Origin of the sequence: Paenibacillus sp. FSL H3-0333 (genome assembly GCF_038002805.1) — a bacterium.
Taxonomy (GTDB): domain Bacteria; phylum Bacillota; class Bacilli; order Paenibacillales; family Paenibacillaceae; genus Paenibacillus_AQ; species Paenibacillus_AQ silagei.
This window is the reverse complement of sequence record NZ_JBBODG010000001.1, coordinates 1,716,011-1,737,592: the sequence shown is the minus strand read 5'-3', so window position 1 is coordinate 1,737,592 and position 21,582 is coordinate 1,716,011. Positions and strand designations below refer to the sequence as shown.

At 50.6% G+C, this 21,582-nt stretch carries 20 protein-coding genes; 7 read left to right on the top strand and 13 right to left on the bottom strand.

What is annotated here, in order from left to right:
* Positions 1-93: 93 nt before the first annotated feature.
* The gene (locus MHH78_RS07865; RefSeq protein ID WP_341167054.1) at positions 94-1,110 is read right to left on the bottom strand and encodes a ketoacyl-ACP synthase III; all 1,017 of its coding nucleotides are present in this window, start codon (positions 1,108-1,110) and stop codon (positions 94-96) included.
* 204 nt (positions 1,111-1,314) lie between these two features.
* Between MHH78_RS07865 and MHH78_RS07860 the strand changes: the two genes are divergently transcribed.
* Genes MHH78_RS07860 through MHH78_RS07850 form a run of 3 tightly spaced genes read left to right on the top strand, consistent with a single transcriptional unit; the run spans position 1,315 to position 3,041 of the window.
* Positions 1,315-1,884 carry a TetR/AcrR family transcriptional regulator gene (locus MHH78_RS07860; RefSeq protein ID WP_341167053.1) on the top strand — a complete coding sequence of 190 codons (570 nt, stop codon included), beginning with the start codon at positions 1,315-1,317 and terminating at the stop codon, positions 1,882-1,884.
* 12 nt (positions 1,885-1,896) lie between these two features.
* Positions 1,897-2,406 (top strand): flavodoxin family protein, encoded by a 510-nt coding sequence (locus MHH78_RS07855; protein ID WP_341167052.1) that lies wholly within the window; start codon positions 1,897-1,899, stop codon positions 2,404-2,406.
* Positions 2,403-3,041, top strand: a complete 639-nt coding sequence (locus tag MHH78_RS07850) for a hypothetical protein (protein ID WP_341167051.1) — start codon at positions 2,403-2,405, stop codon at positions 3,039-3,041. The genes MHH78_RS07855 and MHH78_RS07850 overlap by 4 nt, the downstream gene beginning before the upstream one ends.
* Positions 3,042-3,524: 483 nt before the next feature.
* Here the strand turns inward: MHH78_RS07850 and MHH78_RS07845 are convergent, their stop codons facing one another.
* From MHH78_RS07845 to MHH78_RS07820, 6 genes are all read right to left on the bottom strand, one after another.
* On the bottom strand, positions 3,525-4,868 hold the full coding sequence (locus MHH78_RS07845; protein WP_341167050.1) for a glycoside hydrolase family 28 protein: 1,344 nt from the start codon (positions 4,866-4,868) through the stop codon (positions 3,525-3,527).
* Between the two features lie 101 nt (positions 4,869-4,969).
* A complete protein-coding gene (locus tag MHH78_RS07840; RefSeq protein WP_076085043.1) occupies positions 4,970-6,079 on the bottom strand; it encodes a glycoside hydrolase family 88/105 protein in 1,110 nt (369 codons plus the stop codon).
* A gap of 67 nt (positions 6,080-6,146) precedes the next feature.
* Positions 6,147-7,022 carry a carbohydrate ABC transporter permease gene (locus tag MHH78_RS07835; RefSeq protein WP_036732546.1) on the bottom strand — a complete coding sequence of 292 codons (876 nt, stop codon included), beginning with the start codon at positions 7,020-7,022 and terminating at the stop codon, positions 6,147-6,149.
* Between the two features lie 21 nt (positions 7,023-7,043).
* On the bottom strand, positions 7,044-8,012 hold the full coding sequence (locus tag MHH78_RS07830) for an ABC transporter permease (protein WP_083685724.1): 969 nt from the start codon (positions 8,010-8,012) through the stop codon (positions 7,044-7,046).
* A gap of 115 nt (positions 8,013-8,127) precedes the next feature.
* Positions 8,128-9,687 carry an extracellular solute-binding protein gene (locus MHH78_RS07825; protein WP_076085046.1) on the bottom strand — a complete coding sequence of 520 codons (1,560 nt, stop codon included), beginning with the start codon at positions 9,685-9,687 and terminating at the stop codon, positions 8,128-8,130.
* 658 nt (positions 9,688-10,345) lie between these two features.
* Entirely contained in the window at positions 10,346-11,539 is a 1,194-nt protein-coding gene (locus tag MHH78_RS07820; protein WP_341167049.1) for an IS256 family transposase, read from the bottom strand.
* A 462-nt stretch (positions 11,540-12,001) separates the two neighbouring features.
* Here MHH78_RS07820 and MHH78_RS07815 point away from each other — a divergent pair, with 462 nt between their 5' ends.
* Together MHH78_RS07815 and MHH78_RS07810 are read left to right on the top strand one after the other, a co-directional pair.
* Positions 12,002-12,181 carry a ribbon-helix-helix protein, CopG family gene (locus tag MHH78_RS07815; protein ID WP_076085313.1) on the top strand — a complete coding sequence of 60 codons (180 nt, stop codon included), beginning with the start codon at positions 12,002-12,004 and terminating at the stop codon, positions 12,179-12,181.
* Between the two features lie 141 nt (positions 12,182-12,322).
* Positions 12,323-12,607: a DUF6809 family protein gene (locus MHH78_RS07810; protein ID WP_341167048.1), complete on the top strand. Its 285-nt coding sequence runs from the start codon at positions 12,323-12,325 to the stop codon at positions 12,605-12,607.
* Between the two features lie 103 nt (positions 12,608-12,710).
* Here the strand turns inward: MHH78_RS07810 and MHH78_RS07805 are convergent, their stop codons facing one another.
* A complete protein-coding gene (locus MHH78_RS07805; RefSeq protein WP_341167047.1) occupies positions 12,711-13,115 on the bottom strand; it encodes a GNAT family N-acetyltransferase in 405 nt (134 codons plus the stop codon).
* A 440-nt stretch (positions 13,116-13,555) separates the two neighbouring features.
* On the opposite strand from MHH78_RS07805, the gene MHH78_RS07800 reads away from it, so the two are divergent.
* On the top strand, positions 13,556-13,717 hold the full coding sequence (locus tag MHH78_RS07800) for a hypothetical protein (RefSeq protein ID WP_340827576.1): 162 nt from the start codon (positions 13,556-13,558) through the stop codon (positions 13,715-13,717).
* 237 nt (positions 13,718-13,954) lie between these two features.
* Here the strand turns inward: MHH78_RS07800 and MHH78_RS07795 are convergent, their stop codons facing one another.
* The 4 genes from MHH78_RS07795 to MHH78_RS07780 form a co-directional block, all read right to left on the bottom strand.
* Positions 13,955-15,352 (bottom strand): helix-turn-helix domain-containing protein, encoded by a 1,398-nt coding sequence (locus tag MHH78_RS07795; protein WP_341167046.1) that lies wholly within the window; start codon positions 15,350-15,352, stop codon positions 13,955-13,957.
* A gap of 251 nt (positions 15,353-15,603) precedes the next feature.
* The gene (locus tag MHH78_RS07790) at positions 15,604-16,050 is read right to left on the bottom strand and encodes a GNAT family N-acetyltransferase (protein ID WP_076085350.1); all 447 of its coding nucleotides are present in this window, start codon (positions 16,048-16,050) and stop codon (positions 15,604-15,606) included.
* Between the two features lie 31 nt (positions 16,051-16,081).
* Positions 16,082-16,543, bottom strand: coding sequence for a GNAT family N-acetyltransferase (locus MHH78_RS07785; protein ID WP_341167045.1), 462 nt, complete (start codon positions 16,541-16,543; stop codon positions 16,082-16,084).
* Positions 16,544-16,663: 120 nt separating this feature from the next.
* Positions 16,664-18,193, bottom strand: coding sequence for an extracellular solute-binding protein (locus tag MHH78_RS07780; protein WP_341167044.1), 1,530 nt, complete (start codon positions 18,191-18,193; stop codon positions 16,664-16,666).
* Positions 18,194-18,378: 185 nt separating this feature from the next.
* On the opposite strand from MHH78_RS07780, the gene MHH78_RS07775 reads away from it, so the two are divergent.
* Positions 18,379-20,718 (top strand): AraC family transcriptional regulator, encoded by a 2,340-nt coding sequence (locus tag MHH78_RS07775; protein WP_341167043.1) that lies wholly within the window; start codon positions 18,379-18,381, stop codon positions 20,716-20,718.
* Here the strand turns inward: MHH78_RS07775 and MHH78_RS07770 are convergent.
* Positions 20,693-21,457, bottom strand: a complete 765-nt coding sequence (locus MHH78_RS07770) for a hypothetical protein (RefSeq protein WP_341167042.1) — start codon at positions 21,455-21,457, stop codon at positions 20,693-20,695. The genes MHH78_RS07775 and MHH78_RS07770 overlap by 26 nt on opposite strands.
* Positions 21,458-21,582: the final 125 nt, after the last annotated feature.

Sequence of the window (21,582 nt, the reverse complement as noted above, 5' to 3'; positions counted from 1 at the left end):
GACAGCTTCAAGGCACCGTTTTTCTGGTTTTGGGGACCATTTTTCGGCTTGGCCCCCACATTGGCCTGTCCTTGCTTCTCTATCCTGTCCGCATTACAGCGGAGCAGGCTCAGCTGCCTGAGGGTCCAGCGACAGTCTGACCAGTTGGCCCGCATGACTAAGACCCGCACCGAAGCCGTACAGCAACACCTGTTGGCCGCTGCGCACCTTCCCTTCGCGGATGCCCAGATCCAGCGCAAGCGGAATACTGGCAGCCGAGGTGTTACCGAAGGCTTCAAGACTGTACAGTGCCTGCTCCAACGGATAGTTCAGCCGTTCACAGATGGGTTCAATCATCCGCAGATTGGCGCTGTGCGGGATGAACCAGTCTACTTCCGCAAGCTCTGCTCCGGCGTTCTTCAGCACCTGCTGTACTCCCTGCGGAACCGTACGGACCGCCCACTTGAAGACCTCACGCCCGTTCTGTACCAGCATGCCTGAACCGGCAAGCTCCACTCCGTTCACCTTCTCCGCCAGCCCTGTGCGATAGACATGCTGCGCTCCGCTTCCGTCACTGCCGAGATGGTATCCCATGAAGTCGTCTGACGCCCCGCTCCCGCTGCTCTCCACCAGCACAGCCCCTGCTCCATCCCCGAAAAGAATGCAGGTACTGCGGTCCGTATAATCTGTGATCTTGGATAGCGTGTCGGCACCGATGACCAGCACCTTATGATGCAGTCCCGAAGACACCAGCGCATGAGCCGTATGCAGAGCATATACGAATCCGGCGCAGGCGGCGCTCAGATCGATCGCTCCCGCAGTCAGTGGAATGCCAAGGGTATTCTGCACAATGGACGCCACAGATGGAAAAGAGAAGTCAGGCGTGCTGGTCGCCACAAGCACCATATCGACATCCTGCACACTTTTGCCATAACGCTTCATCATATCCCGGACGGCAGCTGTACACAGATCACTGGTATATTCATCCGCGCGGCTGATCCTGCGCTCCCGGATACCCGTCCGCTGCACAATCCACTCATCATTGGTATCCACCATCTGCTCCAGGTCCTGATTCGTAAGTCTGCGGGCCGGCACGTAAGATCCGATCGCTGTTATTTTTGCACCTGTCATGTGAAACACCTCAGCTTTTCAGTTTATTAGTATCTGATATTAGTACTTGGTACTAATTATAACCTGCTCCTGACTATTTTGCAAAATGTATACCCGGAATCGCCCAGCAGCAATCACATCTTAACATTGTAAAGATCACAAACACATGCTACAATCTTTACAATGTTAAGATAACAGGCAAGTATGAAAGGAAGCATGCATACCTTGAAAGATAAACCTTACCACCGCGGCAATTTACGCAACCAGCTGATCGAAGCCGGCATCAAGCTGATTAACTTGGACGGCATGAATAGCTTTTCCCTGCGCAAAGTAGCCGCCGAATGTGCAGTCAGCCACACCGCCCCCTACAGCCATTTCAAAAATATAGATGAACTGGTAGCCGCCATGGGAGAACATGTCACGAGCCAGTTTATGGACACCCTGCATGCCTCCGTTCAAGGACAGGCGGAGAACCCTGATACGATTATCCTGCTGGGGCAGGCCTATATTGATTTTTTCATAGAGCATCCACAGTATTTCCAGTTTCTGTTCTACCATTCAGGCATCGTTATTGATCTGGACAACTACGATTCTGACAGCTATCCGCCATTTGCCCTATTCCGGACAACGGTCTATGAAGTGTTCCGCAGCAGCGGGCTGCCGGAGCCAGAATTCACCAAGCACTTAGTTACACTCTGGTCCATGGTGCATGGAATTACGGCTTTGCTTACTAATAACGGAGTGCGTTATTCGGGCAACTGGCGCGATCTGCTGGAGCTTAAATCTATCTTTTAGGGAGATGAAGTCTTGAGAACGATCATACACGATCTGCAGGAGCAAGAATTCGCGGGCTGGCTGGGGGATACGGCGCAAGAGGAAGTAACGGTCATCTCGGATAGCGGTGCGATCCGTTCGTGCATGGGCTGCTTCGGCTGCTGGACCCGGACTCCCGGGACATGCGTCATTAAGAGAGATGGCTACGACAATCTGGGCGAGCTGTTCTCCCGCAGCGATGAGCTTATGATCATCAGTAAATGTATGTACGGCAGCTATAGCCCCTTTGTGCTGAATGTGCTGAACCGGAGCCTCTCCTACATGCTGCCCTATTTTGTCACCACACACGGGGAGACACATCACCGGCCCCGCTATCAACACCAGTTCACATTATCCGTACATTTCTATGGCGGTGACCTTACGGAGGCTGAGCAGCATACGGCCCGAATGCTGGTCGCGGCAAACGGCCTGAATCTGTATTCGTCAGAGAACAACGTCTATTTCCACACCAGCCCGCAGCACATTAAGGAGGCCCTCCAATGAACATCGCGCTGATTAACGGCAGCCCCAAGCCAAACGGCAGCAATTCGGGCATACTGCTGTCCATGCTGGAGCCGCTGATTGCGGACGGGAATGAACTGCACACCTATACACCGAATAAAAGACCGCTCGCCCCCGGGCAATACAGCGAGCTATGCGGCATGGATGTGCTCGTGCTGGCCTTCCCGCTGTATTATGACGGAATTCCGTCACACTTGTTCCAGCTGCTGGTCACCCTGGAAGAATATCTGAAGACCGAGCGCGAACGGGAGATTTACGTCTATGCGCTGATTAACAACGGCTTCTACGAGGGACAGCAGAACCACATCGCGGTAGAGATCCTTAAGAATTGGTGCGCGCGCGCCGGTGTTCACTTCGGGCAAGCCATAGGCCAAGGCGCCGGGGAAATGCTGGGCTCCATGGATAAGGTGCCTCTGGGCCGGGGGCCGCTGAAGAATCTGGGCCGTGCCATGCATAGCCTGGCCGAGAGCATCCAGTCCAGAAGCACCGGGGAATCCCTGCTCTTCAGCCCGAACTTCCCCCGCTTTGCCTGGAAATTCTATTCCACCCGTTCCTTCTGGCACCGCACAGCCAGGGAGAACGGACTGAAGCCGAAGGATCTGCGGCGGAGGATGTAGCGAAAAGTGTAACCCATTGCATACTGGTGGGTTGCTGTACCCAATTACGATACGAGTGGAGGAATTAATATAGGACTTAGTTGCACTCCGTACACTTAAATCACCTGATATTGCACCAATGATACGTTTAGTTGTATTTCGTACACCTAAAATCCATCAATACCGGGCTTCTCCCCCATTCGGGCAGATTTAGTTGTACAAACTACAGTTAGAAACAGAAAACCCTCCTTTTCACTGTTTTTAAATGTATGGAATGCAACTATCCCTTATCCGCCGAATTTAATGTTCCCAATCGTCCCGGCACCTACATCTACGGGGTAATAGGCACTGCTATTTATGCCTTAAAAATTCAAGTAAAATAGTACAAACTTCTATTTAACCTTAAAAGCCCGGTCCCCCAACAGGACCAGGCTCTTTCACTTACAACCTCTATTCGCATGCCCAAAGGAATGCCTACCCCTGATCTCACCGCCCCCCAGGCTTTTATCGTTCCGCCAGCGATACTGTAACCTGCTCCACCAGCTTCTCCGGCTTGGCCGTGTTCCTGGAGTGGCAGTTCAGGAACTCCACTTCTTCCCCATTCTCAACATAAAAGGCCGGGCCGTCATGGTTCTCAATTGTGACCTGCTGAAACTGCACCTCGTGGACATTGCCGAGGAAGAAGCCACGACGCTGCATGTCCTGAATTCCTGCCATCATATCCGGCTGGCCGGGCACCGCGTGCTCCGCCATCGAGATATCGATGTTGGTGAAGGTGATTTCCGAGACCGCCTGCTCCGCCAGCCCGTACAGGAATCCCGCCGCCGCATGGACATTGCGTGCTGTAATATTGGCATAATGAATCCGCCGGAACTGCGGGGTCTCCTCCGTCACCGGATACGGGTTCTTGTCCCAGACGTATTTCTCCTTGCCCCGGGGCCCACAGAAATAGTAGAGATTCAGCGTGAAGGGACAGATCACATCCTCCATCACAATATTGCTGATCCGGATATCCTCAATAATCCCGCCCCGTCCCCGCCGGGACTTCATGCGGATGCCGCGGTCCGTCTGCTTAAATACACAATTGCTGATCGTCACATTGCGGATATCGCCGCTCATCTCACTGCCCAGCACCACCGCTCCGTGGCCGTGAACCATCACGCAGTTCGTAATCGTGATATTCTCGCAGGGAATCCGCTCCCGGGTATCCTCGGTGCCTGCCTTAATGGCAATACAGTCATCGCCTACATCGATATGGCAGTTGCTGATACGCACATCGCGGCAGGATTCGGGATTGATTCCATCGGTATTCGGCGAATCTGCCGGATTCAGGATCGACAGATTATCGATCATCACATTGCTGCAATTTATCGGATTCACCGTCCAGCTTGGGGAATTCACCAGCGTTAGATCGCGGAGCGTCACCCGGTTGCAATCGTCGAAGCCAATCAGTCTTGGACGGGGATACTCCAGCTCTTCCGGGCGGTTCCGATGCTTTTTCCACCAAGGTTCTCCATTCCCGTCAATGGTTCCGCTCCCGGTAATCGAGACATTAGTCAGGCCCGCTCCGTAGATGCAGGCGGCATGAACCTCCCGCTTCACCCCTTCCCACCGTGATTCCACGGCAGGATAATCCGCCGGATCGGTACTGAAGGACAATACCGCACCAGGACTGAGATGCAGCTCAATATTGCTGTATAGACGGATTGCACCTGTCAGGAAGGTCCCAGCCGGAATATACACTGTACCTCCACCGTCACGGTCCGCCGCTGCAATAGCATCTGCAATCGCCTGCGTTGCTGGCAACCCGCTGTCCCGCTGCGCTCCGTAGTCTACTATGTTATACACTGTCCGCCTCCATTCTTGTCATCCGCTGCCGGGCTGATCCAGGCAGCTTCCGGCTCTATTGTGCCTATGTCAGAACCGTCAGCCCTCTAACTCCACTCCGCTTATGCCGGATACAAATCCTGCATCTCCACACAGGCCATCACCAGCGCGCCCACGCCGTGCAGATCATTGCTGACCTTCGGACGGGTTACATAGTTACGGTAATCTCCCGCCGAGGTTCCGATGCAGATATCCGGCAGCAGCAGCCGGCCCTGCTCATCCCACTGGAGCACCTGAATTAAGCCTTCGTAGCCTTTACGCGCTGCTTCCGCCGCTTCATCTATAGCTTCAGCCGGAAGGATACCCAACTTCACTGCTCTGGCAATCGTGTAGACGAACAGACAGGAGCCGGAGGTCTCCAGCCAATTATCAGGTTCATGTCCCTTATCCACCACCTGATACCACAGGCCGCTCTGCGGGTCCTGATAACGGATCAACGCCTGTACGAATCCGCTTAGCTCGGCTGCAAGCTCGGCCCGTCCAGGATCAGTCTCCGGCAGTTCATCCATGAACTGTGAGACGGCAAGCCCGTACCAGCCAAGCGAGCGGCTCCAGAATTCCGGCGAGCAGCCGGTGGCGGGATTCGACCATGGCATACGGCGGCTCTCATCCCAGGCATGGTAGAGCAGGCCGGTCGCCTCGTCTTTCATATATTTGCGCATTAGGCGCTCCTGATGAAGGACTTCGGCCCGCAAAGCATCGTCTCTATAAGTATTCGCGTATTTCAGCGAGAACACCCCGGCCATGTACAGCCCGTCCAGCCACATCTGGTTCGGATATTTGTCCTTATGCCAGTACCCTCCTTCGGAGGTCCGGTTCAGCGTCAGCAGCAGATGGCGGAGCTTGACCGCCGCCTCCCGGTATTTCCGCTTGCCGGTCCGTTCATACAGCGTGAAGAGCAGCAGCCCGGCCTGTACGGCATCCAGCTCATCCCGGGCAAAGTCGAAATTCCCCTGCTCATCCACGAGATCATCCACATACTGCTTAATATAATCGATATAGCGGTCTTCCCGGAGCGTCTTCCACAGCAGCTCCATCCCGCACAGGAATACGCCCTGATGATAATGCCAGCGGTGTGCAGGCGGGAGTTCCCACGCCTGATACGTATCCATTAATGAATCACAGGCTTTTTGCGCCCATTCAATCGGTGTTTGCGGCAGACTGCCAATCATGATAATACCCCTTTCATCGTTTAGAAGGTTCCACCGTCCCTCGGCGTCCGTCAACATCTGTCAGTCATCAGCCCTTCATCGAGCCCAGCATCGCACCCTTGGCAAAATGCTTCTGCAGGAACGGATACACCATCAGAATCGGCAGCGTAGCGACCACGATAACGGCCATCTTGATCGTCTGATCCGGCGGCGGAACCGTGCCGTCCAGTGTCGCACTGTGATCCATCCCGCTGGCCAGCACGACAATCTGCCGCAGCAGGACCTGAATCGGCCATTTGGCGCTGTTATCCAGATAGAGAATGGCGCTCATATACGTGTTCCAATACGTCACGGCGTAGAACAGAGAGATCGTGGCAATCGCCGGCAGCGACAGGGGCAGTACGATTTTGAACAGAATCCCGAAGTCATTGCAGCCGTCGATCTTGGCCGATTCCTCCAGCCCCTCCGGAATGTTCTGAAAAAAGTTCTTGAGTATAATCATATTGAACGCACTGATCGCGGAAGGAAGAATCAGCGCCGCATACGAGTCGATCAGCCCCAGCTCCTTCACCACGAGGAACGTAGGAATCATTCCCCCGTGGAACAGCATCGTGAACACCACCAGGAAGTTGAACACCCGGCGGCCGTCCAGATCCTTGCGGGAGAGACCGTAGGCCATCAGCGCCGTGATGAACATACTGAACAGCGTGCCTATCAGCGTGACTCCAATCGATACCCCTAAGGCTCTGAAGATCGTATTCGTGGAGAAAATAAATTTGTACGCCTCTAAGCTCCATACCTTCGGAATCAGCACAAACTTGTTGGCAGCCAGCTCAGCACTGGTTGTGAAGGAGCCTGCTACAACGTGGATGAACGGCAGCACCGTTACCAGCGCGATAAGGGCAAGCAGTATAAAGTTGACGGCAGAGAATAGTCTGCCGCTGAACGTGCGGTCTTCTACCATTTGAATTCCTCCTGCGGCATTTTAATATACGCCTTCTTCTCCTATTTTCTTGGACACCTTATTGACGGTCATGACCATGATCAGGCCCACAATCGACTTGAAGAAGCCGATGGCTGTACTGTAGCTGAACTGCCCTTGCCGCAGACCGGCGGTGTAGACATACGTATCGATAATTTCCGCAACCTCGCGGTTCATGGAGTTGAGCAGCAGGTAGACATGCTCGAAGCCCAGGTCGAGAACGGAACCGATTTTCAGAATAAACAGGGTGATGATCACTCCCCGGATGGCCGGAAGCGTAATATGCCAGACCTGTCTGAGCCGTCCGGCTCCATCCATACGCGAAGCTTCATAGAGCCCCGGATCAATAGCAGCAATGGAAGCCAGATAGATAATCGTGCCCCAGCCTGCTTCCCGCCAAATGACCTGAATAATATACATCGGCCGGAACCAGCCCGGACTCAGCAGGAAATTGATCTTGGCGAATCCGAAGTAAGCCAGCAGCTCGTTGATAATCCCCCCGTCCATCGTCACCATAACGAAGGAGATCGAGACGACGATCACCCACGACATGAAGTGCGGCAGATACACTAAGGTCTGGAAGAATCTTTTGAAGAAGGTACCTCTGAGTTCATTAAGCATCAGGGCCAGAATAATCGGAATCGGAAAATAAATCAGAATATTCATCCCGAACAAAATCAGCGTATTGGCTAATATGTTCAAGAAATCAGGCTCGGTGAACAGCCGGCTGAAATGCTTCATGCCCACCCATTCGCTCCCGGTAATCCCTTGGTAAGGCTTGTAATCCTGGAAGGAAATAATCAGTCCGTACATCGGCAAGTATTTGAAGATAATGAAATACAGCACGCCGGGGATGAGCATGACATAGAGCAATTTGTTGCGCCACAGCCGCTTCTTCAGCTCACTGCTGCTCTTATATTTCTTCGGCATGGGTTCGGGAACTACGCGGGGCGGGGCGGATACTTCCTGCATGATTCTCTTCCTTTCTCTGTAAATTATTCGTTAGTGGAAAAAAGGCTGCCGGAGCGCTAACCCGGGGCAGCCCTCTTCCTGTGTTCAGTCCGCTGTGATCGCGGCTGCGCTCTGTTTATTTTTTGTACGCGGCATTATATTCTTCGATGATCTTCGCCCCGCCCCGGCTCTTCCAGTTCTCGACTTCCTTCTCGAAGCCGGCTTTATCCAGCTGACCATACATGTACTTGTAAGTCGCATCCGCAATAATCTGCTGCAGCTCTACGCCCTTGGACGTATAGGTTGCCGAGTCGAGCGCCGCCGTAGGATCTGCGACCCCGTACTTCACGTTCTCCAGCACCAGCTCCTCTGCATGAATCCGGCCCGGCAGCACGTTTAAGCTCTGGTACATACCGTTCGTTTCGTATTCGCCGATGACGCTGTCCTTGAAGCCTTTGACCTCACGCTCGATCAGCTCTTTATTGTCGGTCGCTTTGGCTTTGCCGTCCACCACGGTATAGTGTGTGCCTTCAATGCCCCAGTACATCAGGTTCGATACTTCAGGAGTCATCATGTAGTCGAAGAACTTCAGAATCTTCTTCAGCTCCGCTTCATCCTTCACCGCCGATTTCGGGAACAGTACGACATTGTTATAGCCGGGAATCATCCACTGGGCGAACTTGCCGTCAGGCCCCGCCACCATACTATGCGTATCCAGCACGGCATCCGGCACGTTCTTGATCAGGTCCTTATTCAAGGAATCGATATCCTGCATCGAACCGCCGATATACAGCCCGGCTTTGCCGCTGGTGAACATATTAACCGCATCCGTCTTGCTGGTTGCTGCAAAGTCCTGGTTCATGTAACCGCCTTCACGCAGCTTTTTGAAGAAATCCATGGTATCGATATATTGCGGAAAAGTGAACTCTGGCGCAAGCTGACCGTCCTTCTCGGCCCAGTTATTCGGGGTGCCGAACCAGGAGGAGACGGTTTTGAACGCACCATACACCAGCTCGTTGCGGTCAACAACACCGATGGTATCCTTTTTCCCGTTACCGTCCGGGTCCTGCTCGGTAAAAGCCTTAGCCATAGCGAACAGCTCATCCGTGTTGGCCGGCGCTTTCAGTCCCAGCTTATCCGCCCAGTCCTTGCGGTAGATGATGCCCTGGCGGGCCAGCGGACGGCCGATATACAGGGTATACAGCTTGCCGTCTACCTTGGTGTTATTCAGGATCTCCGGCTTCAGCTTATTCAGGTTAGGGAATTCGCTGAGCAGCGGCCCGATCTCCCAGAATTGCCCGTCCTTGATCGCTTCCTTCATCTGCAGGAAGGTCGTCTGATTCTTCAGATACGTCACCTGCGGCAGGGAGCCGGTGGCGAACGAGGAGTTCAGCTTCTCCTCATACGTATCGGCCGGGAAGAACTGGTAGGTCAGCTTCGTATTCGTCAATTTCTCCACTTCATTCTTGATCGTATCCGGTGGAGTATCTGTCGTATTCAGCGGCAGCATAATCTTGATCTCTGTCGGCTTCTCCGGCTCTGCGGCCGGGTCCGTGGTTGCGGTTGTGTTGGTCCCGGTGCTGGCGCCCGGGTCTTTCGTGGCTGCCGCCTCTTTGTTGTTGTTACCGCCGCAAGCGGACAACATGCTGAGTGTCAGCAGCGAGCTTAGGAGCAGGGTGAAGGATTTTTTTGTCATTCCTTTTTGACCTCCGTTTAACTTGTATTGGTTACAAGCCTCACATTACGCTCTGCGCTGGATTACGAAAACAATCATTTGCTCATAAAGGTGCGCAGCGGCGGGAGGTGTGGGTTAATGATTATCGTGTGATGGGGGGGGATAGGCCGTGGGGAAAAACCCTTGGGAGCGGCGGCGGGCGGGACTGCGTGAGCTTTGGACTTCCGGCCGCTGTTGTCTCCAGATGTTGTTGATCATATGCTTGCAGCAGATAACATCCGGAGACAAAGGCGGACGCTACCGCTCCTCCAGTTCCAAACCTCCCTCCGTCCCTTTCTGCCGCTCCAGGCTGGGGGCTTTCAAGGCCTATCCTTGAAAGTGGGTAAAGGAAGGCCCCGCCGCTTCGCGCGGCGGGGCTTGGATTAAGGGCTTCCGGTAGAGCGGTGAAGATGAGTTGTAGAGAGGAAGCGGTAGGCTGCGGGTAGGACGATGAAGCTGGGATTGGTCCAGGAGAACGGGAGCGGCAACAGGCGGGATTGAAAGGAGAGGTTTACTTCTCCTGCAGGTAGCGTCAAGAAGTTTGTGTAAAAGAGTAGAAGTGCCTCCCCGGGTTACGGGTTGGGATGTAGTGTTTCTGGGGGAAGGGGGAACCCCGACCCCCAGAAACTGGATTTCTCTGTTACGCCTCTTCCGGTGTGGGCAAAGAGGGGTAGCGTGTTTCGAATAGCTCTTTTAGCTTCTTTTTAACGGCATCCATGCCAAAGCCTTGGGCGACCCGCCCTGCATGACGTTCATTGTATTCCAGCATCTCCAGGTACACGATTTTCTCTGCCGCATCCATGTTCGTCAGACTGTTCATCGGTTTCAGACGCTTGCGGATTTCCTTGTTCATCCGTTCGATGGGGTTCGACGTGTAGATCGCTTTACGGATCGACTGCGGATACTTGTAGAACGTCAGGAGTGTGGATAACTGTTCCTCCCAGGACCTCATTTCCTTCGGATACAGCTTGTTCCACTTCGCTTTGACCGTATCAAAGTTAGCCCGGGCTACCACTTCATCCGGTGCCGTATATATGGTTTTCAACGCCTCCATGACATCGGTTTTGTGCTCCACCCGAATTTTATGAAACGTGGCCCGCACTTTGTGCACTACGCAATGCTGTACATCCGCCTGAGGATAGGTCTCTTTAAACGCCGCATCCAGTCCCGGTAGCCCGTCAAACACACCCAGCAGGACTTCCTGCGCTCCGCGGTCGTACAGGTCTTTGAGTACCTCCCGCCAGCCATTCGAACTCTCTTGGCCACCCACGTAGAACCCGAGAATTTGACGCTGTCCCTCCTCGTCAATTCCCATCGCAAAGTAGACCACTTCACCACGAACCGTGCCCCGTTTCAGCTTCACGTACAGCCCATCTAAATAGATCACAGAGTACCGTTTGCTCAGTGGCCGCTTTTGCCACTGGTGGATATCGTCCAGCACTGTAGCCGTAATATTGCTGACCGTGGTGGGGGAGTAGTGGCTGCCAAACATACTTTCAATGAACCGGGCCACATCCCGCGTACCCATGCCCGATTTATACATTTGGATGACGGCCTCTTCTAACCATCCGTCCCGCCGCTGGTACGGCTCAAACATCTGCGTCTGGAAAAGGCTTTGGCGGTCCCGGGGCACCTGAAGATCCTCGATATGGCCATATTTCGTGTGTAAGTCTCGCGTATAGTAGCCATTGCGACTATTGCTGGCGCCGGCTTCTTCACTCTCCATAAACCCCTGGATTTCGGCGCGCAACAGGCGTTCCATGTTGTCTTTCACAAAATCTTTAACAAGTTTTTCAAATAGATTATTCAGAGAACTTTCGGGTAAAATATTCATTGGTAGGGTTCCTCCTTGGTGGTTTCGCAATCCCGAGGATACCCTACTTTTTTGGTGCCTGACTAGGCTCCAAATCTTGGTACACAACTTACTTTACGCCATCCTCCTGCAACAAACAGGTGGAAAAATGTATCTTAATTTAGCCGTTTTTTGAGAAAAGGCAGAAGTAGTTGGAAAAAAGGCATCTAATTATGTTAGTTTTTCCTACTACGGCTGAATTGGACGGATTTAAGTGTTGTTTTTCCAACTATCATTTCTTGCAGCGTTTATTAGTTCATCAGCAAGTGGAAGAAATCCAACTGTTTCCGGTCTTCATAGCATCTGTGCTTGTATAAGCATATAGTTTTATCGAAGTTAGCTGCATTCTTTCGTATAAAAAGGCAGATCAATCATGAAGGAACTCATTGACTTTTTGTCCTGATAATAATATATTTTTATCAGGACAAAAAAAGGGGTGATGAAATGTCCTCTAAAAAGATGGGGCGTCCACTATCTGATAATCCCAAAAGCAAAAAGATTGAAATACGTGTCGATCAGGAAATTCTGAGCAAGCTTGATGCTTCTGCAGAAAAGCTTAATATGTCACGTTCTGCAATCGTCCGCAAGGGAATTGAAAAGGTGTTTGACGAGCTCCAAAAATAAAAAAGGAAGCAGCGTTAGTCCCGCAAAGAACACCGCTACTTCCTACCACGCAACCGCTTGGATAAGCAGACTGCATAAATATCCTACCATGTGCAGGAAGTTCATTCAAGCGGGTGCGATGAACATAATGGGAGGACAAACATGAAAACAATTTTGGAAGCCCTGTACCATGGGAAGCTTCAACCCAATATGACTATTGTGCCGTCACATCCAGAATATCGTTCCGCATGCAAACAGGTGGCAGCAGAGACACAGCAATGGCGCGAACGGTTAGGGGAGGAAGTGTTTCGAGAGCTAGAGGAATATTTGGACTTGTGCGACAGCGTGAACAGCATGCATGTGGAAGCAGCCTTTCATCATGGGTTCAAGCTGGGAGCAAACTTATTAATTGAAGTTATAGGTGATCGGGAAGCACTATTATCTTAAGGGGCGTCCATCTATGCGGAGAATCCGGTCAATCACAGACCGGATTGCCCCGGATTCGATATATAATCGACTGGCGCGTATCATTCCCTGAAGATGTGCAGCATTAGACCAAATCCGAAATAAACATAGGCGTAGCTCCATGCTCACTCGAAAATCCACACTTATAATAAAATTCCACTGCACTCGGATAAGAAATCAGTACTTTATTTTTATATTCTTTATATCGTTCGAGCATAGTGGTTATCATTTCTCTACCTACCCCTTTCCCCTGATAACTGGGATCGATAAGCATATAATGGAAATACACTGTTAAAATACCATCAGACAGAGCATTTACCAGCCCAACAAGCCTCTCTCCATCCCAAGCCGCCACAATGGAATGGGAGTTTTGAATGGCTTGCAAAAGCTCATTCGGATATTTCCCGGACTCCCAATTGACCGATAGAAATAACTCTTGAAGCGCCTCCTTAGTGATAAACTCAATATTTGAAGTGTAACGGATACTCATCTCAGCACCATCTTTCAATCGTATTTGTTAGATGCACATCTTTTCCTCCGATTAGATTAACATTGAACAGATATAAAGATAATGGAATGTTTGAAGAAACTTTTGTACTAATCAGCATAGCTGTCAGTTAACTTGTTGAAAAAACATTAGGGTCAAAGAGTTTATTACCTTTAATTACACTCCAATAGCGGAATTGGATGAAAACTTCGACTGGTCAGTATATTTCGGTCAGCATGGCATCGAAGTTTATAAGATGGTTGTGCAGGGGATGATGTAATACAAGGAGCTATAGCTATTGAGCGTAGAAAGGACCATGTGTGGGTAAATCTTATTGAGAGTATTCCTAGAAAGCGCAAAGATCTCGTCTACATTTATGCTTATAGATGAATCTGTCGCGGAACGCCTGATTATGCTATATTTATCCTAATGAGGTGATTATCATGAAGAAGAAAATAAGTCTTGATGCTGCTGCTCGTCGGTTTGCAGGCGGTCATTACGTTGAGCAATCGATGCCCGGCGCCAATCCCGAGCGTGACAAAATGGTTAGCGATGCAATAGCTAAATTAAAGCAGGGTCAATCTGCTGTAATGGTTCGCCAATAAGGCGGATCTTTTTTTATTTAAGATGTACAATTTAGGTAAAGTGGGGAAACGGGTTGGCTGATGTCACTGAAAAATCCCACCACAAGAAGCTGTAGCAGGACTTTAGGTTGAGCTTATAGGATGATACTGTTCTAAGGGTTGGAGGGATTAATCAGCTAACCGTCACCATGAGTATATAAAGTTATGCCAGAGGAAATGGGTATGCTTGGTACTGTCACAATTGGTACAAAAATAATACTAAGAACCGTAAGAAGTATAACTGCCTTTTTCTTCATGAGAATTCCCTCCCAAAAGTAAAGTTTGATACTGTTCCTTTATCTCTTGACTGGCAATATTTCTAAACCTTTCAAACAGAGTTACACTTTCCAGTATATACTTCTCATTGTTTATCTGCTGGAAATTTTCTATTGTTTTTAACAACAAATCAAAACCTTTAGGATGATCGCCTTTGTGCAAATGGTAAAATGCAAGTTCATACATTAATGTAGCCCGACGATCAAGTGCCAACTTCCGGTTATATCTCCCCACTATTAGTTCATTAATATCTTCTTGTATTTCCTGATTGAAATAATTTAGTATATCATCAACATTTAATTGATACTTATTAGCTACCCTAACAACATTTAGAAGCCCCGTTACCTGCTCTTCTTTATGCTTCTCTATATAAATTTTATATCGTTCAATAATTTCCTTTTCCCCGCTCCAAAGCCTTGCTAGACAAGTATTAGCTTCAGACCACTCCATAAACAGACTCTTCCAATGCTCAGCCTCATCCCCCTGCTCTCTCACCCAGCTTAAATCAGCATAACGGCTTATGTAACCCAAAGCTCCCTCATAGTCCCCCAACTCATCACAAACATTCCCCCGCAACAAGTCACTGTATGCAATGTAAAAAAACAGCGGTCTGCCGGGGAGCTTCACTGGTTCTGATGCTCTTTGTTCGTGCTGGACCTTCAGGTCATACTGTATTCTAGCCTTATGCCCCATCTTGGCTGCATATTCATCGACCTTATCCCAGAGCTGTAAGGACCGGTATGTATTGGCGAGTTCCTTCAGTGCATCCAACTGATCAACTTCATGGAGCCGTTCGACATAAGGTTCAAACCGGTTGGCTGCCCACAGGTTCCGGTTCTGGTCATCACTGAGCGAAATGGTGAACAGCCTGAACTGGCATAGCGCGAGCCGCTCCGAATGCTGATAACGTTCAGCCTCGGCAACAACCTCATAGATTGCGGCTGCGGCTTCCTTTTTCCCGGCCATAAATAATTCTTCTGCCGTCTCAAACAGCAGGGGCGCATACATCAGGTTGTCCATAATATGGCGTGCCAGGCGCTGGATACTGTCCAACTTGTTCAGGTCAGCACAGCGGAGCAGCAGCGGTCCAATCCTTCTCCAGTCTGAGGAACCACGGATAATATAGTCATCGATATACAAGTCATAGAAGTATCCTTCCTCCTGTCCCATGGCCTCGGTAATCCGATCCAACTGCTGCATCGCAACAGGCCGGTGCCCGCGAAGGATATTGCTGAGTGTCCCGGAATGAAGCTGAGAACGCTTGGCGAATTCCGTAATCGACAATTCCTCCTGCCGCAAATACTCCTCCAGTTCCGATAATATCGTAGTCGTTGCCTGCAAGTCCTAACCCCCCTTCCTCTTCAATTTGTGATTTATAGAATAAAATCCCTTTTATGTTATACAAAATATACCAGTGGTCGATTCGATTTTCAAGTACTATTTATGTATTTTTCCTAAACTTTAAATTTTTGGCATTAGGGTTGCCACTATTGGTATAATAGCCATCCCCCTCACTTTCATGAATAGAGTAATGCATAGTTTCGGACGCAAAAAAAAGACCTTGAGGATTCACTCAAGGCCTAAGAAAATGCTCACATCGAATAACCCAATATAATATCCCCGTTATCTTCAAACCCCCCAGTCTCGGTGAATCCCATATCCTTATAGAGCTTATTGGCGTTTAGATTATGCGGAATATGCGATACCCTGATCTGTTTGCAGTCCTCCCGGGCTCTGAGCATCTTAATGACTTCTTTAATGGCTAATTTCCCATAACCTTTGCCCTGAAATTTGCCGTCAATCATAAATCTCAGAATCCAATAGTAACCGTCAGTATATCTCTCATTGTCAAACAGGATAAAACCGACCATCTTTCCTTCAGCAAAAATGCCGTAGGGTACAGAGGTAGGCTCATTTACCGCATGTACAAGGGACTCTGCATTACTTGCAACCAAGTCCAACTGCTGCGTGCTCACGCTCAATTGAGTGCATTCGTGTTGCAGCTCTGGGGTAATCTTATGTAATTCAACAATAGTCATAGTGTTCACAACCTTCATTATGAATTGATCTTCAGTCAATCTGAATGGTATAGATGATCTCCCCATCCTGATTCAAGCGCTGCTCACTGGTGAATCCTAATCCTTCATACAACTTCTGTGCTACTGAATTCTCTTGTTCCACCGTTAAGGATATTAAGCTGCACTTCGGATGAACCTCTTTAATGAACTTAATGATTTCAACCAATGCTTGTTTCCCGTAGCCTTTTCGTTGGTGCCTGTAGTCAATTTGAAAACCGCCGATCCAGTAATTATCTGAGCTGCCAGGTGTATATGAAATGTAAAAGAAACCAATGATACAGCCGTCTATGGACAGAATATACGGATCTAACGCTTCATCCCACGGTTTGATATAAGCATACGCGAGCGACTCCATCACTGAAGGAACGAAGTGCCTATGCTCTTTACAGACAGATATCTCTAGAGCTTCTTCCCAATTCTGGGCGTTCACAGGTTGGATAACGATTGGTTCCATATTGTCTCCTTGTAATCAGCAAGTTAGAATAACCCTTATCTTACCACAATTTAGAAGTTATACGCGACATGGTGGGCTTATCTCTGAGTTGTTGTAACTCCGGCTCTGTACATGTCCCCCTCACTCCTCCCCCTCCCGCGCCTTCCCCTCCGCCTCCCCATACTCCTGAATAATCAGGCTGCCGCCGCTCGCGTGCCATTTCTCGACCTCCCCGGCGAAGCCGGCGGCGTCGATGTTGCCGAGAATATAATTGTAGGTGGCGTCTGCGATGATGGCGGACAGCTCGGCGTTCTTCTCGTCATAGGTCGGAGAGGTGAGTGACACGGTGGGGTCATCGACGAGAAACTGCTCGTTATCCCGGCTGAGCTGGTCGGCCAGGGCGGTGAGCTGCTCCTTTTGTGCAACCTCCTTGATATGGGTATTGCCTACATCAGCGATCATCAGGGAATTGAGCGGATTGACCTCATACACCCGAAGCTGGGACGTTTCTTCCGGAAGAATCACTTTGCCTTCCCCGTCCAGCCTATAGTGGCGGCCTTTGAAGCCGTAAGCCATCAGATTGGCTACATCCTCATCCATCGTGCGGTCGAAGAATCCCAGCACCTGCTTCAGCTCCTGCTCGGTAGCAATAGCTTTACGTGAAAAGAGGTACAAGCCGTTGTACTTCGGTATGGACCATACCTTATATCCGTCCGGCCCCTTAATCCGGTTAATCAGCGTCAGCTCTGCTTTGGGGTTGATCGCCTTGGCCTCAATGGAGAGCCGCTGCACATCCGTCATGCTCCCGATGAAGATCCCGGCCGTTCCCCGGATGAATTTGTCCCGCTGCACTTCCTTGCTGGTCAGGGCGAAATCCTGGTTAATGATCCCTGCCTTGTATAATTTGCGCATGAAGTTCATCGTGTCCATATATTCAGGGGTGGCGAATTCCGGGATGAACTGTCCATCCTCGATTTTCCAGTTATTCGGCGTGCCGAAATAGGAGCTTAACGTCTTGAATACCCCGTACACCAGATCGTTACGGTCCACCAGTCCGAGGGTGTCTGCCTTGCCGTTGCCGTCCGGGTCATTCGTGGTGAACTGCTTCATCACCTCATAGAGTTCCTCCAGCGTTCCGGGTGGACTGAGATGCAGCTTCTCCAGCCAGTCCTTGCGGATAATAATGCCCTGCCGGGAGGCCGGCCTTTCGGTATACAGGCCATAGATTCCCCCGTCCACCGAGGTCTGCCCCAGGATCGCTGCATTCAGCTGACTAAGATTCGGAAATTCCGCCAGATAGGGACCAATCTCCCAAAAAGCGCCCGAGCGGATCATATTCTTGACCGGATTATAATCGGTGAATTTCACGAACGTTACTTTGCCGAGGGAGCCGGTGGTCAGTGCAGTATTCATTTTGTCCGTGTAGACGCCTTCCGGCACCCAGGTAATATCGAGCTGAGTCCCGGTCAGTCTCTCAATCTCGGCGATCAGCTCCGCTGAAGGCGTCTGCGGAAAATGTAGCGGTGCCAGAATCGAGATCGGTGCCGGGGCACCCGCTGAATCGGAATGCCCAGACTCATCCCCGCTGCAAGCGCTTAACATCATGAACGATAAGAATAGGATGAAGCACCCTGCAAGAGTATTCTTCCTGCCCGTTAACCGGTTGAACATTCCATAACCCCCTGAAGCGTAATATTTATCTGCCTTAGAAGCCTATCTATTGAATAATGCGGCTTATGTATGAATGATTAGAGAAAATGATTATTGCGGCACCAGATGATTATTGTTATTATCCTTCGTGATGCATACACTTAAGACAGTGATTTTCCTATTTCATGCAAAGGTGCTGAACGCTGTTGAAACATCTTAGCTTTCTCAGTAAATTAACTATGTTCGCGTTCGCCATCAGCATCCTGCCGGTGCTGTTCATTGGTTCGTTCTCCTATTTCACATCCTCCAGCGAGATTCAAAAAAATGTTAATGAAAGCAAAAAGGAGCTCATTTTACAAATTACCTCAAATGTAGAGCATAAGCTGAATACTGTCAACCAGACCTTGAACCAGGTCGTAAACTCTTCGGTGCTGAAGAAGGCGCTGAACAACCCGCTTAGTGAAAACGATTTCATTTTATATAACGACATCCGCAATGAAATCCGCAATATGCAGTCCTTCGATACGAAGCTGGAGGATGTCATCCTGCTCAATCAGCGCCAGAACTGGATGATCAAGAATTCCGGGCTCTACCGGCTGAATGAATACCGCAATTACGAGCAGCTGACGAATCTGCTGAATGTGGAAGGCAGCTCTTCTTGGGTGCTGAACCCCTCCTCCCTGTTCTACAGTGAAGAGAGCATTAACGTGACCGGCTGCAATTACAGCATCAGCCTGATTAAGAAGCTCCCGGTGACCAAGCTGCAGAAATACGGACTGGCTCTGGCCAATATTCCGGCCTGCAGTCTTCAGGACTTCATTAATCCCGATATGCAGCCGCTGGACAGTATTATGGTGCTGGACAAGAGCGGACGGATTCTGCTGCATTCAGACCGCAAGCTGATCGGAGAGCCTGCCACAGCGGCCGGATTCACGGGATTCGAGCAGATCGCCGCTACCACTGAGCCATCGGGACAATTCAAGACCAAGCTTAATGAAGCCGATTACTCGATCACCTATATGCGTTCCCAGTTGAACGGCTGGATCTATCTGTCGGCCACCTCCATCAAGAGTCTGACCCGCGAATCCGGCAAAATCGGCACTTACACGGTATTCGTCTGCACGTTCATGCTGCTCTTGTCTGTGCTGCTTGCCTGGCTCGGCTCCCGGCGTATGTACACACCCATCGAACGGCTGTTGACCCAGATTGGACTGCGCCGTCCCGGTCTGCGGGCAGGGCGTACGGATGAATTCCAGCTCATCGGTGAACAGGTCCATTCCCTGTTCCAATCCAAGTCACAGCTGGAGAAGGAGGTTAGCCAGCATCTCGGACAGGTGCGGACCTTCTTTCTGATTCAGGCGTTCGGAGGTAATCTGAGAAGACGCGAGCTGATGGAGGAGCTGGAGCAATACGGGTACGGCAAGCAAGTCGAGGAATGGAAGACGATGGCTGTCATTACGCTGAGCATCGACTTCTCCGAGGAGAACAGCTATGAGAAAAAGGATCTCAATCTGCTGTTATTCGCAGCGCATAATATGACTCAGGAGCTGGTCTCTGCGCAGCACAGGCTAACCCCTGTGATGATGGGCCATGCCCTGACTGTCGTCATCGGCAGTGAGGAGGAGAGCACGGAAGCTTTTCACCGGATGCTCTATGCGCTGACGGAGAAGCTGCAGCAGGAGATTAACGGGGTCCTGAAGCTTCAGGTCAGCATTGGGCTGAGCCTGCCGTTTCATTCGTTTGACAAAATGTCCATTGCCTACCGGGAAAGCCTGGAGGCCCTTAAGCACCGGATTACCCTGGGCAAAGGTATCATTATCCAGTACGAGAATATCAATTCCGGCAAGCATTATCTCAATTTGAACTACCCGACCCACACGGAAAATGACCTGATGGATGCCATCAAGCTGGCGGACAGCGATAAGGCGAAGGAGCTGCTGCATAAGCTGTTCAAGTGTATTTTTGCGCTGGGACTGTCGCCGCAGGAATATCAGATTCCGCTGACCCGGCTGCTGAACAATACGCTCATTATGATGCAGGAATCGGGAATTACGCTGAATCAGATCTACCACGCGAGCGGTTCCCTGTTCGAGGAGCTGACCGATCTGCATATCGTGGCCGAAATTGAAGACTGGTTCTGGACCATTGTGATCCAGCCGGTCATCGTCATCTTCCACAGCAGGCAGAACGCCCAGTATCATAATATCTCCGAGAAGCTGATCGACATCGTCCAGCATGAGTATGACCAGGATCTGACGCTGGAGGAGTGTGCTTCCCGGCTGCATTATAACGCCAACTACATCAGCAGTGTATTCCGCAAGGAGACGCAGTATTATTTCAGTGATTACCTGACCATGTACCGGTTCAAAATGGCAAAAAAATGGCTGGAGGAGACCGATATGCCCGTGAAGGATATCGCCTCCCGCCTGAGATACAATAATTCACAGAATTTCATCCGTTCCTTCCGCAAGCAGGAGGGGATGACCCCCGGCCAGTACCGTGACAGCTTCCATACGAAGCTTAGAGCGGTCCCGGGCGATGAGTAGGGGCCTTGCCTTCAGGCGGGGCCTTGAGCCTCTTCAGCTTTCTTGTTCTGATAAACCATGTAAGAAGTACAGCCAGAATAAGCAAGATGCCGCCTGCAGTAATCGCAATATTCCTGATATCTGGTACATAGACTACCAGCTGAATCGGCTCGGAATCCGCAAGGGACACATGCCAGGTTAACGTGTTGCCGTCTTGCTCGGCCGCATTATTAGCCCCGTATAGATCATAGGGAATCGTTAATTTGAAATCGACGGAGAAGCTGCCCATCAGCAGCCGCACCAGGGACTTAGGCACATTCAAGCTGCCGATGCCGTCGATAATCTCATCGGAGTAGGCGTTCAGCTTAGGCTGGGCCACCACATCGTATTTGGTATACAGCCACCTGTCCGTCTGTCCCACCTTGGCCTCTACAATATCAAAGCCGCTGCTGCTATTCTTCAGCTCCTCCATCGAAGCATACGATTTATGAAATTGATATTCCGTTGATTTGCCGCTTGCTGTCTTCTTCAGCTCTATGCCTGCGGCCGCCAGCCGGGTGGTTAGAAGCTCCTCCACCTTGCCGCTGACCAGCTTCTCTGCCCGGGCATCCAGCATAAGACTGAAGGCCAGATCCAGGGAGCCGTCCTTCTTCACGGTTACATGGGCAGTGCCTTGCGCGCACCCTGTAAGCAGCAGGACAAGCATAAGCATCATCAGTATTGCCTTAATTCGAGTCCCGTTCAACCTGCGTTTCTTCAACCTCTGTCCCTCCATCCGCTGACTGTTGCTACTAGCTTAACCGTGCCTTGAAGAAGCGAATCTTCTCTTATGGAGTCAAGCTTAACACATCCCGGGGAGGTACAGAAAGCCCCCAGCCTGCGGAT

Coding starts and splice junctions, on each gene's coding strand:
- MHH78_RS07805 (WP_341167047.1), bottom strand. CDS start 13,115: ATGAGTATCCGTTACACTTCAAATATTGAGTTTATCACTAAGGAGGCG.
- MHH78_RS07865 (WP_341167054.1), bottom strand. CDS start 1,110: ATGACAGGTGCAAAAATAACAGCGATCGGATCTTACGTGCCGGCCCGC.
- MHH78_RS07790 (WP_076085350.1), bottom strand. CDS start 16,050: ATGACTATTGTTGAATTACATAAGATTACCCCAGAGCTGCAACACGAA.
- MHH78_RS07785 (WP_341167045.1), bottom strand. CDS start 16,543: ATGGAACCAATCGTTATCCAACCTGTGAACGCCCAGAATTGGGAAGAA.
- MHH78_RS07840 (WP_076085043.1), bottom strand. CDS start 6,079: ATGATTGGCAGTCTGCCGCAAACACCGATTGAATGGGCGCAAAAAGCC.
- MHH78_RS07820 (WP_341167049.1), bottom strand. CDS start 11,539: ATGAATATTTTACCCGAAAGTTCTCTGAATAATCTATTTGAAAAACTT.
- MHH78_RS07835 (WP_036732546.1), bottom strand. CDS start 7,022: ATGGTAGAAGACCGCACGTTCAGCGGCAGACTATTCTCTGCCGTCAAC.
- MHH78_RS07830 (WP_083685724.1), bottom strand. CDS start 8,012: ATGCAGGAAGTATCCGCCCCGCCCCGCGTAGTTCCCGAACCCATGCCG.
- MHH78_RS07825 (WP_076085046.1), bottom strand. CDS start 9,687: ATGACAAAAAAATCCTTCACCCTGCTCCTAAGCTCGCTGCTGACACTC.
- MHH78_RS07815 (WP_076085313.1), top strand. CDS start 12,002: ATGTCCTCTAAAAAGATGGGGCGTCCACTATCTGATAATCCCAAAAGC.
- MHH78_RS07780 (WP_341167044.1), bottom strand. CDS start 18,193: ATGTTCAACCGGTTAACGGGCAGGAAGAATACTCTTGCAGGGTGCTTC.
- MHH78_RS07850 (WP_341167051.1), top strand. CDS start 2,403: ATGAACATCGCGCTGATTAACGGCAGCCCCAAGCCAAACGGCAGCAAT.
- MHH78_RS07800 (WP_340827576.1), top strand. CDS start 13,556: ATGAAGAAGAAAATAAGTCTTGATGCTGCTGCTCGTCGGTTTGCAGGC.
- MHH78_RS07810 (WP_341167048.1), top strand. CDS start 12,323: ATGAAAACAATTTTGGAAGCCCTGTACCATGGGAAGCTTCAACCCAAT.